This window comes from Bacillus sp. ISL-45 (assembly GCF_018613195.1).
In the GTDB taxonomy this organism is placed as follows: domain Bacteria; phylum Bacillota; class Bacilli; order Bacillales; family Cytobacillaceae; genus Mesobacillus.
In genome coordinates this window covers 133,618-159,064 of record NZ_JAGGQQ010000019.1, presented here as the reverse complement: position 1 = coordinate 159,064, position 25,447 = coordinate 133,618, and the positions used below count along the sequence as shown (strand labels likewise).

The following is a 25,447-nucleotide window of genomic DNA, read 5'->3' as shown; positions in this document are numbered from 1 at the left end:
CATATTACAAAATCCTGTCTGGCGAATCTATTTTTTTATGCTACATCGACATAACGATTAACTTCATCTTCGGTTTGTGCTCTTGTTAAATAACTAACTGTGACCATTATGACAATGTTAGAAATTAACCCTAAAATACCCGCGTGGATACCAAAGGGAGTAGAAGTTGCAACTAGTTGGAAATAGTAATTGACGATTGTTCCTACAACCAACCCTGAGATAACCCCCTGAGTCGTTGCTCTTCGCCAAAAAAGCGCACTATACACTCCGGGAGCAAATTGGACAATGGAACCATAAGCACCTAATAACAAGGCGATCAATCCCTGCCCGCCAAATACGCTAATATAGTAAGCTAATGCTCCGATAACAAATACACCAACACGCATGATAAGAAGTGTTGTTTTGTCTGAGAGATCCTTCCAAATGGATTTGACTACTCCATCAGTAACCTCCAAAGAAGCACTATGGGTAATTGCATCGGCGGTAGACATGGCAGCAGCAAGCGCGCCAGCTCCGACAAGGCCATACAGCCAGCCAGGTAAATTCATGACCGTTGTAATCAAATATGGCAAAACCTGATCAGCACTTTCCAGTTGTCCAGAATCAACAACCCCTTTAGCAGCGAAACCTACTAGTAAAAGTGGAACTAAAAACAAGGCGAAAATTGGGTATGCAAGCACAGTCTTTTTAATCGTCCTGGAATTGGAAGCGTATGACTTAGAGAACAAATGAGGCCACATTAAAAATCCAATAACGGATACCAGAATGGTTGTTGTATAAGCAACAGTCCCCATTGAAGAACCTTCTTTCCCTATTTGAAGGAATTCTGGTGTCTCTCTCGCGATAGAAGCGAACATTTCAGTCGTTCCGCCATGCAATTGATAAACAATTGTTAAACCCACTATCCATGAAATCAGGATCATCAATAAACCCTGGAATACATCAGACCACGCAGCTGCACGCAGTCCACCAGTTGCTACATAAACAACAACGATTCCATATGATAACAGTGCACCAAGCCAGAATGGAATCCTTCCTTCGGTCATGATGTTAAAAATAATGGCCATACCCGACATCTGTGTAGCTAGATATTGAATGGATGCAAAAAGCGCAATCAATCCAACAAGTACCGCCAATGCCGGGCTGTTAAATCTTCCCTTTAAAAACCCTGCAACAGTATAAAGACGATATTTCCTGCCGATTTTCCCTATTTTTGGACCAATGATGTACCATGGGAGAATGGCAAAGGCAGTATAAGTAATGATATATAATGCCGGAGCTCCTTTTGAATACGCCCATCCTGGTGCTCCTAAAAATGAGAAAGCACTAAAAACAGCTCCTCCCATCAAGAACCACATCACAAACAAACCAAGCTTTCCGCCTGCTACCGCAAATTCATCCAGTGAACTGCCATCTCTGCCTCTTCCCGCCATAATACCCACAAAAAGAGCAATGACAAGGTAAAATATCATCATGATTAGAGCAATTTGCCATCCTGGCATTACACATCCTCCTCCTCATCCTGATCTGGATCTAAACGATAGAGTACCACCAATGCTACAAACGTAATGACAATCCACAGGATTACCCAGAAAAATGAGAAGGGTAAGCCGAATATAATCGGGGTTGCACGATTCGCAATCTCGAAAAACGGAAACACGAGCATTAAAAACGGTATCAGCCCGACAGCGATATAGAGCGTGTTAAATTTAGATTTGCTCATCTTTTTCAACTCCTCTTCGGTTATAGGGAACCTTCCTATTCTGTCATTCTAATGGTTGTTCGATAGAGTAATTCTGTTCCTAAGGATATATCTTCAAATGCAGAAAATTCCTTAGGATTATGGCTGATTCCATCCTTGCAGCGAACGAAGATCATCCCATAATCGCACACATAGGACATAGCAAGAGAGTCATGGAATGGACCGCTCATTAATTCAATGGTATCCAGTCCAATATTTTTGCTTTCCTCTCTCATCAATTCGATTATTTCCTCGGAACAGTACCTCGGCTCACTATTCGTGTCCTCATGAATTCTGTAAGTAAGGCTGTGTTGATTTGAGATTTCAGCAATACACTCAAATAATCTCTCTTCGATCCGATGTCGTCTATTAATATCAATATCTCTTAAATCCACAGTGAAGGTAACTTTTTCAGGAATAATATTACGAGAATCCGGGAAAATACTCATGCTTCCCACAGTTCCTACTGTTGGAGCATCAGGATCTTCACCAGCAAGTTCATTCAGCGCCACAATGATTTTTGCTGCTCCCACCAGTGCATCCTGCCTCATTGCCATAGGCACAGAACCTGCATGGCCAGCAAAGCCTTCTAACTCTATTGTCAGCCATAAAGGGCCAGAAATTCCGGTGACAATGCCAACCGGGAGGTCATTCTTTTCCAGGATTGGGCCCTGCTCAATATGCATTTCCAGGAAGGCAGAGATACTTCCCTCTTGATATTCTGATTCTTTTAACCTATCAGGGTCACAGCCAAACTCCTTCAATGCCTCGCGCCTGGTCATTCCATCTTTATCTTTTCTCTCCAATTCGCCTTCTTCAAGCTGTCCAAGGATTCCCCGGACTCCAAATAACCCTTTATTAAAGCGGCAGCCCTCCTCATCACTAAACGCAACAACCTCAATTGGCATTCGCGGTAAAACATTTTGCTCCTTCAACGTTTGCGCGACTTCTAACCCGCCCAGCACCCCGATGACACCATCAAACCTTCCTCCATATGGCTGGGAATCAATATGGGAACCAATCATTAATATTGGAGAATCGGGATCTTTACCTTCAAGCCTCCCAATCAGATTGCCAAAATGGTCTATTCTTGTTGTAAGACCTGCTTCTTCCATCCAGCTCTTTACTTTCTCTACTCCTTCCCTGTCCTCTTTCGATAAGGTCAATCGGCAGACACCAGTGTCCCCAATCTTGCCTATTTCTGCTAACTCATCAATACGCTGCTCCAAACGCTGTTTGTTAATCGTAAAAGTTTGCAGTTTCATCTTTCCCCTCCTCCTATTTTTAAAAATCCTTTCAGTCAAAGCGTAGTGACAGCCATGTGCTGAAAAATCCCTCAGTTTTTTGGATTTTGACAAAACACTCGTAATCCCAAAATGAAATTACGAGTGTCTTCGGTGGTTGTTTTACTGTATTTTCTGTAATTCTTCCGTGAGTGTCTGAATGATAAAATCTAGGTCTTCCAGCTCTATATTGAGTGGCGGTGACAAAGTTAAAATATTATTGTATCCCGCAACAGTCGCCCCATTTTTTCCGATTATCAACCCTCTTTCTTTACAACCATTAATGACCTTATTTACAAGACTAGCATTTAGTGGCTCTTTCGATTCCTTATCAATGACGAGTTCAATACCAACCAGCAGCCCTTTCCCTCTTACATCTCCTACAAAAGTGTGATTCTTCAGCCGGTCATAAAGACTTTGTTTTAAATAATCACCCAACTCTCTCGAACGATCGAACAATTTTTCATTTTCCATGATTTCAATGTTCTTCAAAGCGAGAGCGCAAGCCGCAGGGTTTCCGCCAAACGTATTCACATGCCGAAAATAATCATATTCCTCAGACCCTTTAAAAGTTTCATAGATTTCTTTCCGGACCGCTGTAGCGGAAAGCGGAAGGTAGGCGCTAGTAATACCCTTGGCCATTGTGATGATGTCTGGTTTAACACCATAATTCATGAAACCAAATGGCATCCCCGTCCTGCCAAATCCACAAATCACTTCATCCACGATCAGCAGGGCACCATGTTTTTCACAAACCTCTTTCACACCTTTCATATACTGCTCTGGTGGAACGATGACCCCGCCTCCAGTAATGATCGGCTCCATTATCACTCCTGCAATCGTCTCGCCAAGCTCCCAAGTCATCACACGGTCGATGTCCTGGACTGACTGAAGGTTAGCTGCTTCGGTGTCATCTTGATCTGCGCCACGATATAGATCTGGCGGAGCAACATGTAGGAATCCAGGTGCCAATGGCTCATATTTAAATTTACGCTGTGCCTGCCCCGTTGCCGCGAGTGAGCCCATCGAATTTCCATGATAGGCCCTGTATCGAGAAATGAATTTGTACCTGTTGTGTTCACCATTTTGCTGATGATACTGCCTTACCAGTTTAAAGGCAGTTTCATTTGCTTCAGATCCACTGTTGGAAAAAAAGAAAACATAATCATCTCCCAGTAAATCATTCAGCTTTTCAGCCAGTTTAATCGCCGGTATATGACTCTGGCTAAGAGGAAAATAGGACATTTCCCTTAATTGTTCATAAGCTGCATCGGCCAGTTCCTTCCTACCATAACCAACATTCACGCACCAAAGCCCCGCCATGGCATCGAGATATCTTTTGCCGTTATGGTCCGTCACCCATGAGCCTTCTGCTTTCTCTGCTATAAGGGTACTGTCGGGGTTATATGGCTTCATTGAATGCCAGACATAATCCCGGTCCTTTGCAAGAAAATCCTCTGCTTGTTTTGTCTTTGTCATGCCCGCCTTCCTCCTACGCTTTGGGTTTTGTGGCTAAATTTAATAATCAAAACGAGTAGTAATCATTTTTTTGCGTGTATAAAAGTTCACACCATCCTTGCCATTCACATGGAGGTCTCCATAAAAGGAATCCTTCCAGCCGGAGAATGGAAAGAAAGCCATCGTGGCTGGAACGCCTACATTGACTCCAAGCATTCCTGTGTCAGCCTCTTCCCTGAACTGCCGGATTGCTTTTGCATCCTTCGAATAAATTGTCGCTCCATTGCCAAAACGGGATTTCCGGAGGTACTCCAGCGCATCATCCAGATTCTCAGCACGAAGTACACTCAACACTGGTGCGAAAATCTCCTCTCTGGCAATCGTCATGTCAGGCTCAACATGATCAAATATTGTCGGACCAAGGAAGGTACCGTCCTTTAATTCGTCCAACGCACTTCGTCCATCCAGAAGCAGTGAAGCTCCTTCTTCTACTCCCTTTTCGATATATCCCAATACCTTCTCGCGATGTGATTCTCTAATCACTGGAGTAAGCAGGACCTCATCATCTAAACCATTTCCAATCACCAGTTCGCTAGCCTTTTGTTTTAATGCCTGTACAAATTCTTCTCTGTCGCCGACAACAACTACCGCACTGCACGCCATGCAGCGCTGGCCAGCACTTCCGTAGGCGGAACTGATGATATTTGTTACTGCCTTTGCCACATCGGCATCAGGCATGACAATATGGTGGTTCTTCGCCCCTGACAGTGCTTGAACCCGCTTTCCATTGGCTGCCGCTCTTTCATACACATACTTAGCAACCGGCTGGGAACCAACAAAAGAAATGGCTTTGACGTCTTCATGGTCAAGCAGTCCGTTCACCACATCATGTGCTCCATGAACAATGTTCAATACGCCTTTTGGAGCACCCGCTTCTGAAAATAGTGCCACAAGTTCATTTGCCAAAAGTGGCGTTCTTTCGGAAGGCTTCAGTATGAAAGTATTTCCACAGGCAATGGCTAAAGGGAACATCCAGAGCGGAACCATCATCGGAAAGTTGAATGGAGTAATTCCTCCGACTACCCCAAGTGGATACCTGAACATTTCAGAGTCAATCTCCTCCGCTATATTGGACAAGCTTTCGCCCATCATCAGCGTTGGTGCCCCAGCGGCAAACTCTACACACTCAATGCCCCGCTGCACTTCCCCATAAGCTTCCTTATAGGCTTTACCATTTTCCTCTACAATCAACCTGGCCAGCTTTTCGTGATTCTCAGTCAGTAAGTAATGATACTTATATAGAATTCGTGCCCTTTTTGGCACGGGAGTGTTTTTCCAAGATTCAAACGCGGTTTTGGCAGCGCTAACAGCTTTATCTACATCTGCCGCAGAAGAAATAGGAACCCTTGCTAATATTTCATTCGTAGCTGGATTGGGGACCTCAAGAGTTTCATTGGACTGGGCATCTACCCAATCACCGTTAATATAGTTCTTTAATACATCCGTTCCGCTGATCACATTCATTGGTTGATAGCCTCCTCTATTTTCTGAATTTTTAAACTATGTAAATTATCTTGTATTTTTGACAAGGTTTCATTAGACACTTTGTAAAAAATCTAACGGAGAATGTTTTACATTTTGAAAAAAAACCTACTTTTCTGCAGGCTACAATAATTCTTGTCCAGATTCTTTTACCTGCCTGGATGAAATCAAATAGTCATAAGAATAAATCATAAACTCAATCGCCAGCCGTTTTTCGTGATTCATGAAGTCCTCACCAAGCAGATTTTCCAATTTATCAAGCCGATGATAGAGAGTCTGTCGAACAACATAAAGCCGTTTCGCTGTCTCTTGCTTTGAACCATTACATGACAAATAGGTTTTCAAAGTTTCCATCAGCTTCGCATTATACTTTTTGTCATATTCAATCACTGGTTCCAGGTACTCCATCACAATTTCCTTTAACTCTAAATGCTCGTCCAGCTGGGATATAAGTCTGTATATATGCAGGTCATCATAGAAATAATAGGATTCTTGCTCGCTCCAGCGTGTCTGGATTCTGAGTGTCTCGGCAGCTGTTTTATAACTCACGCCAATGTTTTTCAGTTCCTGTACGTATTTCCCAATCGCAAGCATATGTTGGAATTTGTATTTGCCGATTTTAAGATTGCTTTGCAGCATTTTGTGAATTCCCTCTGTCATCCTCTTCTTCCAGGTGGCTGTGCTTCTCTTATCCAAGAAAATAAAGGCCAACAAACCATTCTTCTCTATCGAATAAAAAGTAAATCCTTGCTGCTCAAAGATTGTCCTTGCATAAAGTTTAAAATAGGTTAAATCGAGATTTGAAAATGAATCAGCTGTCCCCAGCCTGCACAAGCAGACAAATCCCCCATTTGGCTCCACTGGCGGTGAATGATAGGCTATGTAATCTTGAATCGCATCTTCACTGCATTCTCCCTCCAGCCAGTTATTCAGGAATTCCGTTTCCTCGTTCCGCCGCTTCTCCTCGAAATAATGCTTTCGCAAGAGAAACTGTGCAAGAGCAGTTGCCGTCCGATCCAGAATCAGCCGGTCAAAATCAGTAATATCCCTGCCTTTTGAAAGAAGGAACAGCTCAGCTTTATTGTCGCCGAGCAGCTGGATTGGAACGCTTGCTATCGAAGTTGATAAGTGGTCTGGTACATGGCTATTCATGATAGGCAGAAGTTCATTCTTCTCATTTTCATCTACATTTGGAATAAACTGAATATCAGAAGGATGAAAAAGGATGGCTATTTGAATTTTTAAATACTGTTGGATAAAAGTGAGGATTTCTTGATGATTTTCAATTGTTAATAGCTTCTTGTTCAGCTCTTGTGAATAGCCTTCAAGGTCAGAAATCATCTGGTACTGATGGTTGATTAGAAGGGTGTGGATGTCCTGGGTAATCTTGACGAAAGGAACTTCTTGTTTAAAAAGGATAATAGGGAAATGATGTTCATTAGCGAGATCAATAATTTCCTGCGGCAGAATCGAAGTGTAAGTACCAATCTCAAAACAAAGAGCAGCAGCCTGCGATTCAATTAACTGCTCAACAACAGAATAGAACAAATTCTTGTCCTCTTTCCATGCGAGCCCGGTAGACAAAATTAACTCTTTCCCATTCAAAAGGTTCCTGATTTTAGTCACATCCATCACATGGACCCATTTAACAATGCGACCCAGGCCCTCATGCCCCGCAACGACTTCAATATTCTCAAAGTACTTTCTCTGTAAAAGATCCTCAACCGTGATATATAAAGACAAGGTAATTGCTCCTTTTTTATACAATATTGAAACTGTATGAATTAAAGTTTTTGACGCTATATATTCTGTATATTTTAAATATTCTATCTTCATTATGGGTTTACCTGCATATTTCCCTTATTTCTCAGTACCAGAGTTAAGGGAAATAGGAGGATTGACGCATTTGGTAAGAGACCACTATAGTGACCTATTGGAAAAATAGTTTTATAATCTAGCTTAAAATGTACCCTGTGAAGCTGACTTGTTGCACAGGGTCTTTTAAATGGCTCTTTTCTCAAACTTTGTTGCTATTGACTACAAAAAAGGATTGAATTGCCTATTTTTCTTCCCAAAGTTAACTCTTTTGTGAGAAAAGAGCAGGCAAACTTAATACGACCAGCAAAATGCCTTTTAATTACAAGCCCCCCATTAACTAGTATGGTGGGATATAAAAAAGATGATCCCTGTCAAAAACAGAGATCATCATCCTACTTTACCTAGTATTTTTAAGCAGATCAGCAATTTGGCTATACTGCTGTTCCTTCTTAGCGTAACCCTGTTCCTTTCTTCTGAAGCACCTTCAACCCCTGGCCCATATCTGAAGCAAGTATATAATTCCTGTCGACAAAAACTCCCCAAACATTTGCCTTATCGGATACATATGAACCGACTTCAACTGGGTTGCTAGGATCTGTTAGGTCAACCATTCGAATCCCGTCTGAGTAATGGGACAGATAAAGAGTGTTTCCTCTGACTTTTGGATCGTGAACTGTATAGGTTCCTGGCTGTCTTTCGCCTGCTTTAATCTGAACAGCCGAATTCAATGTTCGGAATGTGCTCAGCAATACTGGATTGCTCTTGTCCTTAATATCATAGACTCGGACATAGCCCCATCCTCTCTCGAATGCTGGATCATGTGGATCCGGATTAAACACTTCCCTTGTTTCGATGAGAATATTCCCGCCATGTGCAAGTGCAGCTGAATGGGCAGCTCCTTGAACATCACGTTCAAATTTGGTACGGCCCACAAATTTCGGATTTGCCGGATCTTCAATGGCTAAAATAATCGTACCCAGATCCCAGTAGGACAGATACGCATACTTACCAGTCTCGTCCGCAATCACACTGTGAAGGAATGCAGTCCTTGACGCTCCTGTCTCATCCTTATATGTATAATTGCCGTCAAAAGCACCGCCTACTTCAGTTGGATCCCAGTTGGACAACTCTTTTGGCTGAGTTGGATCTGTTACATCAACAATGGAGAAGTCATTCACTTTAACTCCCTTGTCTTTATATCTTTTAGCCTGGTAGTTGGTTGCCAGCAGAATTAAACGGTTGTTTTGCTCTGTCAGCCAGAATTCATGAGTTCCAGTTGGCAGTTCAGAAGGAGTTTTCCAAAAGCCTAATTTCTTCGGTGACGCAGGATTGGTAACATCGTAAAGAACCACTCCGCCATTTGGAGATGTTTCCCCTTCATAGCCATATCGTTCCTTATCCACTCTTTGGACACTGATGGCAGCTATATCCCCTTGGAAAGACGGGGTACTGACAGATCGAACAATGACTTTTTCCTGCCATGTTCCTGGAATGTCATTTCCGATGACGGCTACTTCCTTAGGATTTGCAGGGTCTTTCATGTCAAAAATTCTGACTCCCTCGTTTGTCATCTTTCCTCTGTGAGTTCCGAGGTAGGCAAATCCTTTATGGGCAAACACATCAGCAGTCGTCACTGAAGATCCCTTCAGCTCTTTTAAAGGCACTGCGGCTGTTTCCTGCAGATTCATGAAGTTTTTTGTCCCCTTAACAAGAGGAATTCCTCCAAATGTGGAAACTCCAGCTTCAATATAACTTTTTTGCCCATCCTCACAGGCCCAGGCAAGACTTGTTCCTGCCAGGGTAATAGCCAGAGTTCCGGCAAGAACCTTTGAAGATAATCTAAACATTATATAACCTCCTTTTCCTATTTATTTACTAAGGATATAGTAGAATTAAAGATTGGAAAAGGATATAAAGTACCTTTTTGATTATTTTGTAAAAATAGGAAACTATTCCTAAAACAGGCTGTTTGATCTTCTAAACGATCTTTTAGACTGATTTTAATTGGGAAATTCTAAATGCACTTTTTTACTGCTGGAGGGTAACCCTTTTTCAGTAACTGAGTACAAAACTGTTTTCCGGATTATTTATTTAAAATCTGTTCCCAACTTGAAACTCCACTGCATCGTCAAGTGCCTAACAAAAAAAGCCAGGCACCCTTTTCTAAAGAGTACCTGACTTTTTTCTGAGAAAATTACCCGAATCCTATTTTTAATATGGGAAATAATCTCATCGAGGCGATGAGTACTTCTAATGGTCAATATACCTATTTCCTATGAAAGTTTTACACCCTCCACTAGTGATATCATTATTAGGAACAATGAGAAACACAAGCTTCAAGCTGCAGTTCTTTTTTTCCAGCATCCAGTTTTAAAATCGTTAAGCTTGTTCCATGGATAAATGGCGGCTCCCATAAGTGTTTTAATAAAGAATCCCTGCTTAGCAAGTATAAAGTCTTAATCACAACGCCGTGGGTAACAATGAGGACATTTCCATCTCTCACGGTCTTCTCCAAATCGTCCAAAAACTCCATCAGCCTATGCTGGACCTGTAAAAAGGTTTCCCCGCCAACGCTTATATAGCATTCAGGCTTGTTCCAGTAGGTATCGAATTCTTCAGGATACAGAGATTTAATTTCGTTTTCTGTTTTTCCCTGCCACGACCCTAAGTCAATTTCCATTAACCTTTCGTCGGTGAACAGGGGAATCATCCGCTCCCCTTTTACCAGCCTGACTGTTTCCATTGTTCTGCCGCTTGGAGAAGAAATGATTTGGCGAAATTCTGTGTCCTGAAGCCTGGCTCCCAGTGAGCGGGCATCTTCTTTCCCTTTATCAGTAAGGGGAGAATCAAGGCGGCCCTGGCTTCTTTTTTCTTTATTCCATTCTGTTTCCCCGTGTCTGATTACATATAAATGAAGCATGTTTCACCCCAAGTAGTTCATTTCATGAAAATAGCGGCCGCAAATCGATTTTAATTTATGTAGTATTTCAATCGGAAAAACCGCCACAAAGCAGGTCGATGGGCCGGAAGATTTTAATAGCGGAAGAGTTGTTTCCACATTTTCTTCAGTAACTTCTATATTCTCAAACAGAGTATTCAGCTCATGAAGAATTCCTTTGGAGCCAACAGGAATCGTGACGACTTCTTCCATGCAGCTAACCTCCTTAAAAACCGGCAAGGGCACAATCTGTTCTTCCTTTTCCATCACCTCTGATCCGACCAGAGGGGAGCCAATGACAGCTATCCGTGTTTGGGAATCATAAGTCAGCTTTTCAATTTTTGCATTTGCCTTTCTTTTTCCGAGTACCGAAAGGCCAACAGCAGATTGGTTTAACATAAAATTGCTTTCCGTGCTCCCGGTAACCTTTATGTCCACCCTTCCAAGCTCACTAATTCCTTGTTCAATCCCTCGCAATAATTCATCCCAGGCATCTTCACCACAGAAATTCTGAACGACTGCAGCAAATGGTTCCCCGCCCGCACTTAGGCACTCCATGACAGCAACCCTGAAAGAATAGTATGCAACGGTCTTATACGGAACATGAACCACGTCACCATCCTTCATCCCGATGCTGCCGCTGTTATCACTGGCGATCACAAGGTTTTCTTCTTCAGTTAAAGGAATCATTAAAGTGTCTCTCACCTGCTTTTTCCCTCCCTAGCTGCCAAGTTTTTCTTCGTTCATGCCTGTCTTGAAAATGGAAGGCTGTCACCAATAACTCTAGCAACCCTCGGCAAAATAACAAAAGCAAGCGCTGTATTTAAAATGGAACCGAGAAACAAGGATGGCACAATAGCTATGTAAAATGACGTTCCCATTAACATAATAAACGGAAGCGGGGCGGCGAAGCTGTTGCCCATGATAAATAGTGCGCCTGCTGGCCAGCGTTTACCGTTTTTATATAAGATGCCGAACAGATATACCAGCAGGGCCATTTCACCGGCAGCCAGGAAATGAAAAGGTCCGAGCGGCATTCCAGCAGCCATCGCAGATACCAGATGACCAATTCCGCCGACGACCGCTCCTGCCGGTCCACCCAAAAGTCCTGCTGCCACCAACGCAGGCAAGGCATCCAAAGCTACACTGTCAATCACGGCTGGAATCTTAATGAATGCGCCCGCGGCTGAAAGGGCGATGAACATGGCAAGCCAGGATCGTTTCCTATTCTTCACCTTGCTGATCCTCCTTGCGCTTTCCCTCCCTGAACACCTTGGCACTTCGAACGTATTCAACATCCTGCAGATTTAGCCTTGAGTTGATTACCCTGGCAAGAGCAAAGAAATAATCGGACAATCGATTCAAGAATTGCAAGGCGGTTTCTGAAACGTCCGGGTCAGCTTTTAACAATGAAACGACTAATCTTTCAGCCCTTCTTGTGACCGTGCGTGCTAGATGGATGGAAGCGGCAGCAGGGGCTCCTCCCGGCAATATGAATCTCTCAAGCTTCGGAGCTTCGACAATCAGCTCATCGATTTTCTTTTCAAGATATTCAACTGATTCCTTTGTCAGTTTAAGCGCCCGGCTCTTCGTTACATTTGCTAAATCTCCGCCGCAGTCAAAAAGCTCATGCTGAATTTTTTCAAGATCTTCTAGGATATCCGCAAAAATCTCAGGATCCAGCTGGGTAACCGCCTGGCCGACAAAGCAGTTCACTTCATCGACAGTTCCGTATGCTTCGACACGAATATCATCTTTTTCCACCCGGCCTCCGATAATACTCGTTTTCCCTTTATCGCCTGTCCTCGTATATAGTCTCATGTCCATACCCCTTTATTTTAGTTTTTGACTGATTCCATACCAAATCACGTCTACCCGGTCAGCAGCTGAAACAATGTCCTGGTAAACCCAGCCGGTAATGTCACGCCATACTCGATCTTCAGCTGCCATGGGAACGATTCCTTTTGAAATATCACTGCCGATCAGCACCAACTTCCGCTGCTGATCCTCACTTTCCCATTTCAACCACTTTCGAATTAGTTCCTTCAAATTTTGCCGGCTCTCATCTGCTTGGACATTCTGAGCCATTTGCCGGATCCACACTTCGAGGCCTTCCAAAACGATGATTTGCTGCCTATTCAGCTTCGGGATTTCATCCCCTTTATATGCTGAGTTCCACGAGTGATCAAGGTCATCTAACTGATAGTGCTTCCTGACCCAGTTTGATTTGCCATTAAAGGCACCTCCTGTAACGAAATGCACCGTTCTCCCCTCCTTAAACCTTCTCTGCTCCAGGTCAATTGATAACCGCGGCCATACGGAATGCTCCATTCCCAAAAATCTTTCTCTTCAGGAGCATACACAGTTAATAAATAGCGAATCACTCCCCCATGAGTGACCACTGCTGCTGTGTTGATTTGATGTCCAACCATATTCCGGGTAATTTTCTCCCACCCTTTTTCCACGCGATGGGTAAAGGCATCAAAGGATTCCCCATTCGGCGGGGATATCTTAAAAGGTTCAGATAGCCACTTTTTATACATGCCCTCGTTCTTCAGCTGTTCATAGGTCTTTCCTTCCCAGTCGCCAAAATTGATTTCACGGAGCTCTGGTACAATTTCCGCCACTGCTTTTGGAAAAAGAACGTTCGCAGTTTCCCTGCACCTGCCAAGATCGCTAGAATAAATCTGTTCAAAGCTGTCAGGAATCTCAGGAAAGTTTTGTTGAGCCACTAGAGGGGAATCTGTCCATCCCAGATAGGCCTGTCGTTTATTTTCCACTGTCATCCCATGGCGAAATAATGCAATAGCCACAATGTCATCCACAACAACACCTCCGTCAGTTCGACACTCGCTCCGAGAGTATCCCCTGTCATTCCTCCAAACCATTCGACGATTTTTTTCCTTAGAAAAAGGACAATGAAAATGGCTGCGAGAAAATAGACGGCCATGCCAATATATAAGCCGGTTAAAATCAGTACCCCTGCTACACCTAAAAGATAAACAGGGTAGATCCATAAGGTGCTTTTTGATGAAGCATTATGGAACATCGCCCCAAGCCCTTCGTTTTTTACAGGCCTGACCGTAACGAGCAGAATCCCCATCACCATTCTGCCGAGAATTGGGATAGCGAGCGCTAGCAGATAGGTAGCGCTTTGCAGCATAACGACAATTTCATATAGAAAGAAAAGCTTCGTACTTAACAGCACAAGGACAGACAAAACACCAAACGCCCCGGTCCTCGGATCTTTCATGATTTCTAATCGTTTTTCCTGATCCCGATAAGAAAAATAGGCATCACTGGAATCAATCCAGCCGTCAAGATGGATTCCTCCAGTTAGGAGAATCGAAGCAAGCCACAATACAATAGCAGCAGTCATAGCTGAAAAGGGTGTCCACTCGACAATAGCAAAAAGGATGCTTGCATAAATGCCGCCTTGCAGAATCCCAAGTAAAGGAAATGTCTGTACCGCTCTCTCGAGATGCTTTCGATCCATCGGCAGCTCAAAAGGAATCGGGATTGTGGAGAAGAATTGCAGGTTGATCAGGAAACCCTTAAACCATTTCATGTCTGCTTCTCCATTTTTCCGGAATTTCTTTCAGCCTGTTCCAGTCTAGATGATTCATAAGATGGCTGGCCAGTTCATCGTACTTCTGGTCCTTTAGCTCGCTTATATAAACCGGATTTCTCTCTGGCTCCCCCTTGGCCTTGCGGATCGAGTTGAGCCAATGATTTCTCCATTCATCATTGTGGAAAAGATGGTGCAGGTAGGTGCCGATGATGCGGCCATCTTTCCCATAAAATCCTTCCTCTTTGTCCTCGCTTATCAGCAGTAACGGCTGGCAGATTGAAGTCATTTCAGTTTCGCCAAGATGGATTTCGTACCCTCTTGCTGAAAGGGAAATTCCTGTGGCCGGATGAAAAATCCCTTCTGCCCTTGCGGTTGTTTTTACCCTGGCAAAGGTAGTGACAGCCGGAATGATCCCGAACCCGTCTTCCTCGGAATATTCTGAACCTGTATCACTCCCAAACGGGTCAATGAGCTTCTCGCCAAGCATTTGATAGCCTCCACAAATCCCAGCGATAAATCTGCCGTTATCAGCATAATCGCGAAGCCAGCTGAAAAGCCCTGCCTTTTTAAAATATTGAAGATCCTTGATTGTGCTTTTTGTGCCAGGAAGGATGACGGCATCAGGTTCTCCGATTTCTTCAACCGAACTCACCCATCGGACCGACACATCGTTCTCAAGGTAGAAAGGCTCTATATCACTGTAGTTTGAAATATACGGCGGCTTGAACACCGCAATATCAAGACCCGCCCTGTATTTGGAAGCTGGTATCGATAAGGAATCCTCGCCATCAATCATATGGTTTTCGAGAAAAGGGAGTACACCGAGAACGGGAATCCCTGTCCTGGATTCCAGCCATTTAATCCCTTCTTCGAACAAGGATTGGTCACCGCGGAATTTATTGATAATCAATCCTTTTACCCGCTGTTTTTCTTCCGGGGACATTAGTTCCAAAGTGCCGATAATGCTGGCAAATACCCCGCCTCTGTCAATATCCGCGACCAGAACAGCTGGTACATCGGCGATTTCCGCTACCTTCATGTTGACTAGCTCACGGTCCTTTAAATTGATTTCCACAGGGCTGCCAGCACCCTCCATAACAATCATTTCATACTCCTGGCCAAGCTTTTCAAAAGCTGAACGGATTGCTTCAAGTCCCTGTTCGTAAAAAACATCCCTATATGCCTTCCCTGACAAGGTGTGAATCGCCTTCCCAAATAAGATCACTTCCGCGTCCTGGTCGGACCTCGGCTTTAGCAGAATGGGATTCATCCAAACCGTTGCCTCTGTCCTAGCTGCCTCTGCCTGGATTCCCTGGGCTCTGCCGATTTCTTTACTATCAGCGGTGACATACGAATTGTTGGACATATTCTGCGACTTGAACGGCGCTACCCGTACGCCCTCATTTGCATAGGCCCGGCAGATGGCAGTGGCAATCAGACTTTTCCCAACATCAGAGGCTGTACCAAGAACCATGATTCCATTCACGGAGAACCCTCCCCCTTCATCATAATCGGCACCCCAGCTTCAACTAAATAAGCATAATCCGCCTCTTTTACAATAGCTTGATGAAGCTGGCCGAGCACTTTAGCATAAGTAAATACAAGCCCTTCATCCAATATCGCTTCCCCATGGACCTCATTGCTGACAACGATAAATGTTCTTGCTTGTTGAGTCACTTGATTCAGCTCATTCATGATCTTAGTTACGATCATTTCTGGGAAACCATCACATTCCCACTGCCCATCTTCATGAAAAAATTCATTATTCAACAGCGTGGTCAGGCAATCCAGCAGGACGATATCATTTTTTGTCAGAACGGTTGAAAACGGGGAAAGATTCCTGGGGATTTCCCAGGTTCTCCAATTCAGCCCGCTGAGTTCCCGGTCCTGCTGGTGACGCATGATTCTCTCTTTCATTTCATGATCGCTTGGCTGTCCTGCAGCGACGTAGTGGAGCTGTCCGGAATATTTTGCTTCCGATTTCCCCGCGAGGATCTCGGCAAAACGACTTTTGCCGCTGCGGACACCACCGCTGATAAAAATCAAAGACGACTGTCCAGCCATTCAGCCACCGCCCCCATCAATTTGTCATTGGCTTCAGGTCCCTTGATGGCAAATCGCAGCCATTCACCCTCAAGTCCAGGAAAGTTCAAGGTATGTCTTGGGATGATTCCCCTATTAAGAAGGTATTGCAGGAATGGATACTGGCCTTTAAGAGACGGGTCCTTTAGAAGATAAAAATTAATACGGGATGGAGAAACCAGCAGGTCCCGTTTTTTGTAAAAACGGAAAAGACGTTGTCTTTCCTGTTCGATTAAGGCAATTGTTTCATTTATGTATGATTCACTATCGAGGCACCATTCACCTGCCTTCAAGGCAATCGCATTTGTGCTCCAATGCGGCTGGAAGGCTGCAATCTCCCTAATGGCTGCTGGGTCTGCGAGCAAATAGCCAAGCCTCAAGCCAGGTATAGCAAACATTTTTGTCATCGACCTGATGATAAGTAAATTCGGATATTCCTCTATGTAATGGGTGATCGATTCGTATTCTGCAAGGAAGTCGTAAAATGCCTCATCGACAATCAGCAAGCATTGATGCCTTCTGCACTCCTCCAGCAAATGAACAATGATCGATTTTGGATAGTAGGCACCGGTGGGATTATTAGGATTGCAAAGGAATAAAGCATCCGCTTTCTGGAGCTTGTCACTTAAACCCTCTTCCATCCATGCCCAGCTGGCTTGCAGGTGGTGGTGCAGTACCTGGCAGCCGTTTACCCTGCAAGCTTCTTCATATTCCGAAAAAGCAGGCTGGACAATCACCGCCTGTTTTCCAGCAAGCATCCGGCCAATCAGGGAAATGATTTCAGCGCCCCCGTTCCCCAGGAGGATCTGGTTTTCCTGCAATCCTACCGTTTCAGCGATCTTTCTTTTTAAAATCGTTCCGTTAGGATCCGGATATTCAGTGACCGACTCAAGGAGCTGGCCCCAATTCTCTTTTAACACAAGAGGCGGACCCAGTGGATTAATATTGGCACTGAAATCCAGCTTTTCTTCCGGAACTGGCAGATTCATTGCTTCATATAAATAATGTGGATTGGCACCATGAGCCGGCCATTTCAATGAGAATCCCCCCAAGCCACAGCACTGCCAAAAAGAGCGGAACAGTCGCTGTCACGATTTTGTTTGCTGCTACAATATGCTTTTTCTCAAGGGTAACAAGTGCTTCACCCATCGTGGCGCGTTCAGAAATGACACCTTTATAATAATTTATGCCTCCGAGCTGGACACCCAGTATCGCCGCCACAGCAGCCTCTCCCCATCCGCTGTTTGGGCTCGGGTGCTTTTTGGCATCGCGCCTGACCATTTTCCAGGCGTCAATTCTTGTAGTGTAAAGCGGGCGGTTCATCACTACCATACAAAGCGAAGTAATCCGGCTTGGAATCCAGTTCACCAGATCATCAAGTTTTGCCGACGCCCAGCCAAAGTCAAAATACTTATCGTTTTTATAGCCGACCATCGAATCACAGGTATTGATGGCCCGATATAAAAGCGCAAGCGGAGCTCCTCCTATCACTGCCCAGAAAAGCGGGGCAGTAATGCCATCGCTCGTGTTCTCTGCTACCGTTTCGACAGCAGCCCGGACAATCTCTGGTTCCTCAAGCTGCTCTGTATCGCGGCCAACAATCCAGGACAGCTTGTGCCTTGCCTCTCCCAAATCATTGTCTTCAAGCGGCTCATAGACTGATAGTCCGGCTTCCTTCAGGCTTTTTTGGGCAATCGCAGTCGAAATCAGCACTGCTTCCATCAGGATTCCCGCTACTGGATGCAGGAAGTAAAATAATGATGTGATAAGGAAAGCGATGCTTCCGACAGTCAGCAGGACGGAAGCGACCATTGCAATTCCCTTTGCTTTTCTGCCGCTTCCTTTATTCATTCGCCTGTCCAACTTCGAAATAAGCGTGCCCATCCACTTCACAGGGTGCGGCCAGTCCGGCGGATCACCAACAAACCAATCAAGGATGACTGCAAGTGTCACCGCGATAAGGTGGTTCAGAATCATATCTTCACCCTTTTCTTGCTGTTCGTGATTGCTTCAACTGTACATTCATGGACACCCTTGCCAATAGTCCGCCCAAGAGGAGTAATCGTGCCGGCGTATTCCAGCATTTGTCCCCGCTGGGTAGAAGCAACTAAGATACTGTCAGTAGATGTACCCGTTGCCACTGAACCTGACAGACTATCCCTTATTTCCAGATCGTGCAGAGCCTTTGTCTTCGCTTCAGTAGCTGTCATAATGCTCTGGATGAAAGCTTCCTCAGTCAGTTCCCCGCTGACGAATATCCAAATGTTAATGGTGCCAGGTGACATGTCATAGGAATAATACTCGCTGCTTTTCGAGGCGTCCACCGCATTGCCGGTACCTGCCGTAACGACGATAAACACTGAAAACTCTTCATCCTGATAATGCTTATAACATACATCCTCCACCATAACGGCAGTCATCATCCCGACCGTTTCGTAAGGCTCGAATCCCTGTTCCTTCAAATACTGGATCATTTCTTCCCGGTGATCACTGCAATCATAACTCTTGTCCACATGCCGGTTCACGAAGGTGCTGTGCCAGCCGGTTCCCGCACCGACCACTCCCGAAGACATAGTTTTTAATGGAATAGGAGAATGCAGGACAACGAAGTCTTCTGTCATTTTCAGATAGCTTTCTCCTATTTCCACTGGTGTTGCATTGTATGGGTGGGCAGCAGGAAACAAACTTGGTTCCTGCGACGCTCCCTTATATTGAGGCTGTTTTTTATTGCTCCTCCGCAAGACACGGGAAATCACCTTATTATTTAAAAACATCCGGGTAAACCGCTTTTGCAAGCTCTTCTACTCCTTCTGTCAGCCTCGGGCCTGTTCGTGTCACCTTGTCTGAATGAACATCGACTACACGGTTCTCTTTGACCGCCGTAATTTTGTCCCATCCTTCACGGCTTGTTACATTTTTCACCGGCTCAGGTGTATAGTAACCGTGGGTCGTGACAATTACCTCAGGATTGCTTTCAATAATGGCCTCTGAATCCAGCTTAGGCCATCCCTCTTCTTTAACGGTGTTTTCCGCATTAATGATCTGCAGCATTTCGTCAATAAAAGTATTTTTCCCAGCAGCATAAACTTCAGGCGCCGGCGAAACTTCAACGAATACTGACTTTCTATCTTCCTCTTTTATTTCCTGGGCTTTTGTTTTGACCTCTTCAATTTTTTTCTTCATGTCCGCAATCAAAGCATCTGCTTTTTCCTTTTCGCCTGACGCAGTACCAACCATGCTGATTGACTCATAAACTTGATCGAATGTCGTCGCATCATTAACGACAAGCACGGTAATACCCGCATCTCTAAGCTGCTGAAGTCCAGCTTCAGAGGAATGCGCACTTGAAGCATGCGCAAGAACCAAATCAGGCTTTAAAGAAATGATTTTCTCGACATTGAACTCCATGCCGCCAATTTTCTCTTTATCCGCCACTTCTTCTGGGAAATTATCAAAATCAGAAACTCCGACAATTTGCTCATCAAGACCCAATCCGTAGGCAATTTCCGTATTGCTCGGAATCAGGGAAACGATTTTTTCCGGTTTCGATTCAATGGTCACTTCCTGTCCTGTTCCATCCGTGATGCTGACAGGGAATTTCGCTTCTGCCTGCTGGGCTGTTTCCGTTTTCTTTGTATCTTCTTGTTTAGTCTTATCAGCATTGTCGCTGCCACACCCAGCCAGCGCACCAATCGTTAATAATAAAGCAAATAAAAATGCATTCAATTTCTTCATCTTTCATTCCTCCGAATTATCTTTTGTAATAGTTCTCACTTTTTGCATAACAAAACAAAACCTGTCTATAAAACTAAAAAAACACCTCCATTTTACTCATGGAGATGTTTGTGTCGGTTCCTCTTATAAAAAGCCAGAATCGTTCCCAAACACCTCCTATCCTCGTAGGTTGTGGCGCGAAGAATCAGGCAGGTCTCCTGGCTTCTGGTCATTGCTATCAAGCGCCTTCCCATACAAAAAGTACAGTGGCATCAGGCTTGAAGCTCCCAGTTACAGTGGCGGGACCGCGTTGGAATTTCACCAACTTCCCTATTAAGTCTCTAAACTAGTAATTCGTTTAGAAGACACCAGATTCTTTATGTATTAAATTTTCCGCTGGTTTTAATTATACACAAATAATGTCGAGTGGAGTAATAAATTGTATGAATTAGCTAAAATTTATTCTTCACTTTAAATTATAGTACCTAATCTATTTACCAAGAATTATTTACTACTTTTACAGGTTAAATAATTGGCTCCTATTACTGCCTCATAGAATGACTTCAAAACATTACTTTTTATGACTTACTATTTTAAAAGGAAAATACCAAGCTTATATACTCAAAAGACTGTTTTTTCACCCGAGGCCTGTTGATTTAAATAATTTAAATTTTATTTTATTACCGCATGATCTAACCTTAAATAGTACGCTTCATCAATAAATGGGATAATTTGATCTAAGTTATCCACCCATTCTAGCCTTATGTATGCTTCTCCAGGAGTTAGCTTTATCGAGTCACTATCAATATATTTTTTATTTAACAGCCGATCGATTTTTTCCTGCATCTCCACAGCTGTGTCTGTATGAAGTTTCTTTCCCAAGTGAAGTACCAAACATGTCTTCCTTGCAGAAGTTAACGAAACAAATTTATATAACCCTTCCTTGCTAATGTATCCTATACAATCTGTCCTTTGACCATTTTTCCTGCTTTCATGATAATCCTCTACCTCTGCACTATAAGGACTATTATGGTAAATATATTCATCAATACTTCGTGCTAATGCTCTTGCTTTTGTTGTTCTGAACAATTCAAAATAGTATTCTTTTGTTTTCATATGTTTCCACGCCTTTATTCATTCTTCTGTCCAATAAGATTCATTCACAAACTCAATTTACACTCTTGTACTCCCGATAATACTTTATTGTTCTTTCATACTCTCCAGCTTTATTAGCATATTTTTTATTAATCTTTTTTGTTATTTCTTCATTCAGCATACTCTTTCCATCATAGATATTTTCTCTGATCATACTATTGAGCCTACTATTATATTGCTTAGCGGAAATTTCAGAGATTACTTTTTCCACCTTGTGTATTATGCCTAACTTGAAGGTATTGTATAAAGTTCATAGTCAATCCCCCCTTCTAAATTCTTATCCCATTCTTTAATACATGAATATAAGCATTGCTTCTGGGCCATTTATCAAAGGTAAAGAATAATCTTTCTAATTCCGCCATTAATTCCAGGCTTTTCTGAGACTCTTTAGGAAGTTTAATAAACCATTGTTTCAATTCTCGTTCTGTATCTACACCTGTTTTTCTTTTACCTCTGTCATACCTTTCAGTATCCATATCTTTATAGCCTATATATTTGCTTGGACCGAAAGAATCTATTGATGGAATGTAATACCAGTGTTTAAATTGCGTTAATTGATTAACGATATCTGTTTGTGCTTTTAAATCTTGGTTAAATTGTTCAATGTTGCTTTTTACTTCAGCTAAGGAGGTAACGAGGTCATCAATAATTTTCACACTCCTCTAATTAATAGTATCGCTCGATTAAATACTGCTTCAGCTTGCTATCAGTCAATCTATCTAGACATTTATCCCAATAACCCGATTTAAAGTGATTTCTCTCGGCTGGTGATAGAATCGTGTTTGCCCAGACATCATGTAATTGCTTACCCGTTTCATTCCGTAAACCTGGTGTGTTTATCGTATGCTTTTCAGCAAGAATATTTAACTTTTTATTATGAGAATGCGTTAAGTGTAGTACACGATAGTCTTCTACCAGGTAATCTTTTATTTTTATTGGTGTGGTAATTCTCGCCAGCAATGTGATTCTTAACAGTTGGTAAAATGGTTCATAACCAAGATCGTACAAGCCTAGTTGTGACTTATCATTGATATTGAATGGGTTGTTTCGCCTCAAATGGGACAACACTGAGGAGTATCTTCTCAATCTTTCAATACCTTGGTCACCACTGAATTTAGATCTTCCACTGTAAGATTCATCAAACTTCCATTCTATAAAAATTTGAGTCACTTTATTATCAATTAAAGCCAATATCTATGCATCAACACTCGTCCTGTTATGTCCCCTTCCACCACTAATTTCGTATATTGGAGATTGTCTTGGACCAATCCACTCAAACACAACAGGACCTTTATCGTCGTAAATTTCACCTTCGACATTAGCTGCGTTAGGGAAAGGGAGAATCTTTTGTATACCTAAACCAAATGAATTTAAGTAATTTTTAAGATCAAAGACATTGATATTCAAGTTTCCTAATACATTTAAACATGCAGCAGCACTGCTTAAAGTACTGGTTATTGCATTATGAAGCTTTACCTTATCGGATACATTTTCATTAGTAAAAGTTGGCTCAAACAAATTATTATTTATCCATTTATCCTGACACTTGTGAGTTAACTTCATTAACTTCACCCTCTCACTAAACTGTTATAGGTTCTTTCAACATGTATCTAACAACTTTAGTGGAACTCTTACCGCTAGGTGTATCTTGGATAATCACCCCTTTATAACCCGGTATTGAAACCATAGCGTTACAAACTGAAGGCATACAATTATGCAGCCCCATATTTTTATGAATATCGCCAGATCTAAGATCTAAGCTTTTTTTTCCCTCATTCATTGCAATTAGCAACCGAGACTGGATGAACTCTCTTATTTCAGCAGTACCAGGATTCTTAACTGTATTATTCAAAGAAACCCTAGTCTGGTGTGACGGATTTCTATCCTTACAATCTGCAATAATATATTTTTGTGCAAACTCTGCAATTCTCTTTATATCCTGCTGGAACATCCCTTTCTGCTCCATCATAAATCCAACCTGCCAGAAGTACATATCAATCAACTTCATTGGAGTAAATTCGATTCCATCATGACTGAATTTTACTCTTAAACTCTCGAACTCCAGGTAATTTTCGTTGTAAAAAGTTTTCAGCTCATTTAAGGAACTTTCATTAAATTGAGTATTAATTCCAAACAAACTCAGTCCATCTTTAAAATAACGATCATATGCAGGTACGTTACCATATACTCCTAATAATATTTTTGAAGCCAATGTATCAGTAACATTAATTTCCGTTACTTCTCCATTTATCTCCTTTACATTTTCCATATATGACCTTTTAGTTTCTTTTATAAGATTATTTATTCCGGCTATATCCCGATCTTCAATTATGTTCTTTTCTATACAATTAAAATACTTTTCGTTAACTGGATTCATGACCACATTTTTGAGAAAATATAGATGTACTTTATAATCTTTTTGCAAAAGAAACGAACTTCCCCTTAACATCCCCCAGCTAGCCAAGTAAAAAGCCAAATGCAAGCTCGCATGATCAAAGACAAATTCATTGTGCAATTTAGCTCGATTGTTAGAAAAGTAGGAATAACAATGCTCCCACGATTTATAACGATGATGAGGGTCATTTTTGGAAAGGCTATGATATTTAGAAACAATTTCAGTTATCAAGAGTGTGCCTCCGCTCTAAAAAGATTTATAAGAAATTCCCATTATAAAAAAATTCGACAAGAAAATTCCTTACCCTCCAAAATAACAGGAAATTTTTTCTAATATATATATCATTCATGCTTTACAGAGTTTGCGCTAAAGTGTTAATCATAAATAAAAAAAGCGCCAGAGTACGTGATGTACAACCTGCGCTTAAAAATATTAGGTGGGAATGAAATTCAGGGATCAATTTACAGTAACAGAGTTATTCTGATGATTAACTATCGTAATATTCTCAAATTCACTCTGCTTCACATAAACATTATCCAAAAACAGCATTCCTTTGATGTCAACTTCCTTACTTACTGTCAGATATTGACCGGAAGACCCTCTTATAAATTTCATATAATCCACCAATTCGCGTAAACCTACTTTGGCATACTCAATATTGCTTGTATGCTTCACTTCTCCAATGACTACTTTTACAAGCTCTTCGGTATCCTTGTTATAAACTTCAACCAGTAAATCCGGCCGTCCATTCCAAAGGGAACCTTGATCAAAGGAACTGCCAAAAGCATGCGCAGAAACCATTGAGGCTTGAGCGATGGATGCGATCTTTTTTTCAATAAATGGATGGTACACTTCCCTGGCTTCCTCAATACCTACATGAAAAAGAAGGTTCCTTGATCCGGCCGAGTCATGATACAACTCGTATCTATAGCGTTCGTCACTCCAACTGGCAAACAAGTTCTTCCGTCCATCAAGTAACTCAAGCTTGGCATTGTTTCCATTCTGCTTGATTAGCTGCACGGCCCAGTATAATTCAAAAAGGACTGATGGTTCATCTGGTGTAACAAACGTCTGCTGTAAGAGTTTTTGAATTTCTTCTTCATTTAACTTTTTAGCATGCAGCCTTCTGTATAAAATAAGCAGTCTTGCTGCTTCACTATATAATGGATTCCGATGCTTCGAGGTCTCCTGTAGCATCCTATCTGTGATGCGAACTTTATCCAATGATACTCGCTGCATATAGATATTCTTGTGTAGGACATCTTCGACAAAGTGTTTTAAATCCCGCCATTCAGCGAACCAGGCATATTTCATAAATCTTTCAGATTCAATTTTGTGATTCAATAACTGATCAATCAATTGAACGAAAGATTTTAGCACGAGGTTTTCTTTAATGTTGTAATTACGGGATTGCTCATTACAGGAGAAAATAGTTCGGTCCCGATTTCCACTTTTCAATCTTTCCTTCACAGTATTTTGCCAGTGAATCTGTCCCCTCACTTGTCCATGATAGGTTTCATTGAAAACAGTGGTAGATGTCTTGAATCTTCTAACCAGCCGTGGAAGTTCTCTAACGAATCCCTTTACCTCATCTTTTAATAAAAAATGAATATTGATAAGCTGTTCCAGCTCACGAATATTTAAATGCGCCTTACGGATAAAAGAATTGAGACTAACCTTACCAGACTTCAGATAGACAACCAGAAAATCACTGATTTCTTCGATAAGTTCATCAGTATTTCGTTTCATG

Annotated in this window: 27 protein-coding genes and 1 riboswitch; all 27 genes read right to left on the bottom strand. The window is 42.4% G+C overall.

What is annotated here, in order from left to right; genetic code table 11:
- Nucleotides 1–35: 35 nt before the first annotated feature.
- Nucleotides 36–1,502 (bottom strand): sodium:solute symporter family protein, encoded by a 1,467-nt coding sequence (locus J7E35_RS19920; RefSeq protein WP_214783023.1) that lies wholly within the window; start codon nucleotides 1,500–1,502, stop codon nucleotides 36–38.
- Nucleotides 1,502–1,723, bottom strand: a complete 222-nt coding sequence (locus J7E35_RS19915) for a DUF3311 domain-containing protein (protein WP_214783020.1) — start codon at nucleotides 1,721–1,723, stop codon at nucleotides 1,502–1,504. The genes J7E35_RS19920 and J7E35_RS19915 overlap by 1 nt, the downstream gene beginning before the upstream one ends.
- 35 nt (nucleotides 1,724–1,758) lie before the next feature.
- Entirely contained in the window at nucleotides 1,759–3,006 is a 1,248-nt protein-coding gene (locus J7E35_RS19910; RefSeq protein ID WP_214783016.1) for a M20 family metallo-hydrolase, read from the bottom strand.
- A gap of 141 nt (nucleotides 3,007–3,147) precedes the next feature.
- Nucleotides 3,148–4,503, bottom strand: a complete 1,356-nt coding sequence (locus J7E35_RS19905; protein WP_214783013.1) for an aspartate aminotransferase family protein — start codon at nucleotides 4,501–4,503, stop codon at nucleotides 3,148–3,150.
- 39 nt (nucleotides 4,504–4,542) lie between these two features.
- Nucleotides 4,543–6,006 (bottom strand): CoA-acylating methylmalonate-semialdehyde dehydrogenase, encoded by a 1,464-nt coding sequence (locus J7E35_RS19900; protein ID WP_214783010.1) that lies wholly within the window; start codon nucleotides 6,004–6,006, stop codon nucleotides 4,543–4,545.
- Nucleotides 6,007–6,147: 141 nt separating this feature from the next.
- On the bottom strand, nucleotides 6,148–7,767 hold the full coding sequence (locus J7E35_RS19895; protein ID WP_251041110.1) for a PucR family transcriptional regulator: 1,620 nt from the start codon (nucleotides 7,765–7,767) through the stop codon (nucleotides 6,148–6,150).
- 524 nt (nucleotides 7,768–8,291) lie between these two features.
- A complete protein-coding gene (locus J7E35_RS19890) occupies nucleotides 8,292–9,689 on the bottom strand; it encodes an LVIVD repeat-containing protein (RefSeq protein ID WP_214783004.1) in 1,398 nt (465 codons plus the stop codon).
- Nucleotides 9,690–10,153: 464 nt separating this feature from the next.
- The gene (locus tag J7E35_RS19885) at nucleotides 10,154–10,762 is read right to left on the bottom strand and encodes a histidine phosphatase family protein (RefSeq protein WP_214783001.1); all 609 of its coding nucleotides are present in this window, start codon (nucleotides 10,760–10,762) and stop codon (nucleotides 10,154–10,156) included.
- A gap of 3 nt (nucleotides 10,763–10,765) precedes the next feature.
- A complete protein-coding gene (locus J7E35_RS19880) occupies nucleotides 10,766–11,485 on the bottom strand; it encodes an ATP-binding protein (protein WP_214782998.1) in 720 nt (239 codons plus the stop codon).
- 38 nt (nucleotides 11,486–11,523) lie between these two features.
- Nucleotides 11,524–12,015, bottom strand: coding sequence for an ECF transporter S component (locus tag J7E35_RS19875; protein WP_353050384.1), 492 nt, complete (start codon nucleotides 12,013–12,015; stop codon nucleotides 11,524–11,526).
- Nucleotides 12,005–12,601, bottom strand: coding sequence for a cob(I)yrinic acid a,c-diamide adenosyltransferase (locus J7E35_RS19870; RefSeq protein WP_214782992.1), 597 nt, complete (start codon nucleotides 12,599–12,601; stop codon nucleotides 12,005–12,007). The genes J7E35_RS19875 and J7E35_RS19870 overlap by 11 nt, the downstream gene beginning before the upstream one ends.
- Before the next feature lie 12 nt (nucleotides 12,602–12,613).
- Nucleotides 12,614–13,042 (bottom strand): bifunctional adenosylcobinamide kinase/adenosylcobinamide-phosphate guanylyltransferase, encoded by a 429-nt coding sequence (locus J7E35_RS19865; RefSeq protein ID WP_214782989.1) that lies wholly within the window; start codon nucleotides 13,040–13,042, stop codon nucleotides 12,614–12,616.
- The gene (locus J7E35_RS19860) at nucleotides 12,976–13,605 is read right to left on the bottom strand and encodes a histidine phosphatase family protein (protein WP_214782986.1); all 630 of its coding nucleotides are present in this window, start codon (nucleotides 13,603–13,605) and stop codon (nucleotides 12,976–12,978) included. Before J7E35_RS19860 ends, J7E35_RS19865 begins: the two co-directional genes overlap by 67 nt.
- Entirely contained in the window at nucleotides 13,563–14,348 is a 786-nt protein-coding gene (gene cobS / locus J7E35_RS19855; RefSeq protein ID WP_214782983.1) for an adenosylcobinamide-GDP ribazoletransferase, read from the bottom strand. Before cobS ends, J7E35_RS19860 begins: the two co-directional genes overlap by 43 nt.
- Complete coding sequence (locus J7E35_RS19850; protein WP_214782980.1) at nucleotides 14,335–15,837, bottom strand: cobyric acid synthase; 1,503 nt, start codon at nucleotides 15,835–15,837, stop codon at nucleotides 14,335–14,337. The genes cobS and J7E35_RS19850 overlap by 14 nt, the downstream gene beginning before the upstream one ends.
- Nucleotides 15,834–16,415 carry a bifunctional adenosylcobinamide kinase/adenosylcobinamide-phosphate guanylyltransferase gene (locus J7E35_RS19845; RefSeq protein ID WP_214782978.1) on the bottom strand — a complete coding sequence of 194 codons (582 nt, stop codon included), beginning with the start codon at nucleotides 16,413–16,415 and terminating at the stop codon, nucleotides 15,834–15,836. The genes J7E35_RS19850 and J7E35_RS19845 overlap by 4 nt, the downstream gene beginning before the upstream one ends.
- A complete protein-coding gene (gene cobD, locus J7E35_RS19840; RefSeq protein WP_214782975.1) occupies nucleotides 16,394–17,470 on the bottom strand; it encodes a threonine-phosphate decarboxylase CobD in 1,077 nt (358 codons plus the stop codon). Before cobD ends, J7E35_RS19845 begins: the two co-directional genes overlap by 22 nt.
- The gene (gene cbiB, locus J7E35_RS19835) at nucleotides 17,427–18,410 is read right to left on the bottom strand and encodes an adenosylcobinamide-phosphate synthase CbiB (protein WP_214782972.1); all 984 of its coding nucleotides are present in this window, start codon (nucleotides 18,408–18,410) and stop codon (nucleotides 17,427–17,429) included. Before cbiB ends, cobD begins: the two co-directional genes overlap by 44 nt.
- Nucleotides 18,407–19,228 carry an adenosylcobinamide amidohydrolase gene (locus J7E35_RS19830; RefSeq protein WP_251041109.1) on the bottom strand — a complete coding sequence of 274 codons (822 nt, stop codon included), beginning with the start codon at nucleotides 19,226–19,228 and terminating at the stop codon, nucleotides 18,407–18,409. Before J7E35_RS19830 ends, cbiB begins: the two co-directional genes overlap by 4 nt.
- Entirely contained in the window at nucleotides 19,194–20,168 is a 975-nt protein-coding gene (locus J7E35_RS19825) for an ABC transporter substrate-binding protein (protein ID WP_214782969.1), read from the bottom strand. The genes J7E35_RS19830 and J7E35_RS19825 overlap by 35 nt, the downstream gene beginning before the upstream one ends.
- A gap of 170 nt (nucleotides 20,169–20,338) precedes the next feature.
- A riboswitch (cobalamin riboswitch) is annotated at nucleotides 20,339–20,535 on the bottom strand.
- Nucleotides 20,536–20,819: 284 nt separating this feature from the next.
- Nucleotides 20,820–21,263, bottom strand: a complete 444-nt coding sequence (locus J7E35_RS19820) for a hypothetical protein (protein WP_214782966.1) — start codon at nucleotides 21,261–21,263, stop codon at nucleotides 20,820–20,822.
- A 52-nt stretch (nucleotides 21,264–21,315) separates the two neighbouring features.
- On the bottom strand, nucleotides 21,316–21,513 hold the full coding sequence (locus J7E35_RS19815; RefSeq protein WP_214782963.1) for a hypothetical protein: 198 nt from the start codon (nucleotides 21,511–21,513) through the stop codon (nucleotides 21,316–21,318).
- 58 nt (nucleotides 21,514–21,571) lie between these two features.
- A complete protein-coding gene (locus tag J7E35_RS19810; protein ID WP_251041107.1) occupies nucleotides 21,572–21,958 on the bottom strand; it encodes a hypothetical protein in 387 nt (128 codons plus the stop codon).
- A 10-nt stretch (nucleotides 21,959–21,968) separates the two neighbouring features.
- A complete protein-coding gene (locus tag J7E35_RS19805; RefSeq protein ID WP_483297670.1) occupies nucleotides 21,969–22,472 on the bottom strand; it encodes a PGN_0703 family putative restriction endonuclease in 504 nt (167 codons plus the stop codon).
- Between the two features lie 24 nt (nucleotides 22,473–22,496).
- Nucleotides 22,497–22,865 carry a hypothetical protein gene (locus J7E35_RS19800; RefSeq protein WP_214782957.1) on the bottom strand — a complete coding sequence of 123 codons (369 nt, stop codon included), beginning with the start codon at nucleotides 22,863–22,865 and terminating at the stop codon, nucleotides 22,497–22,499.
- Nucleotides 22,866–22,881: 16 nt separating this feature from the next.
- Nucleotides 22,882–23,928 carry a hypothetical protein gene (locus J7E35_RS19795; RefSeq protein ID WP_214782954.1) on the bottom strand — a complete coding sequence of 349 codons (1,047 nt, stop codon included), beginning with the start codon at nucleotides 23,926–23,928 and terminating at the stop codon, nucleotides 22,882–22,884.
- A gap of 225 nt (nucleotides 23,929–24,153) precedes the next feature.
- The gene (locus J7E35_RS19790) at nucleotides 24,154–25,446 is read right to left on the bottom strand and encodes a hypothetical protein (protein WP_214782951.1); all 1,293 of its coding nucleotides are present in this window, start codon (nucleotides 25,444–25,446) and stop codon (nucleotides 24,154–24,156) included.
- Between the last annotated feature and the right edge of the window lies 1 nt (nucleotide 25,447).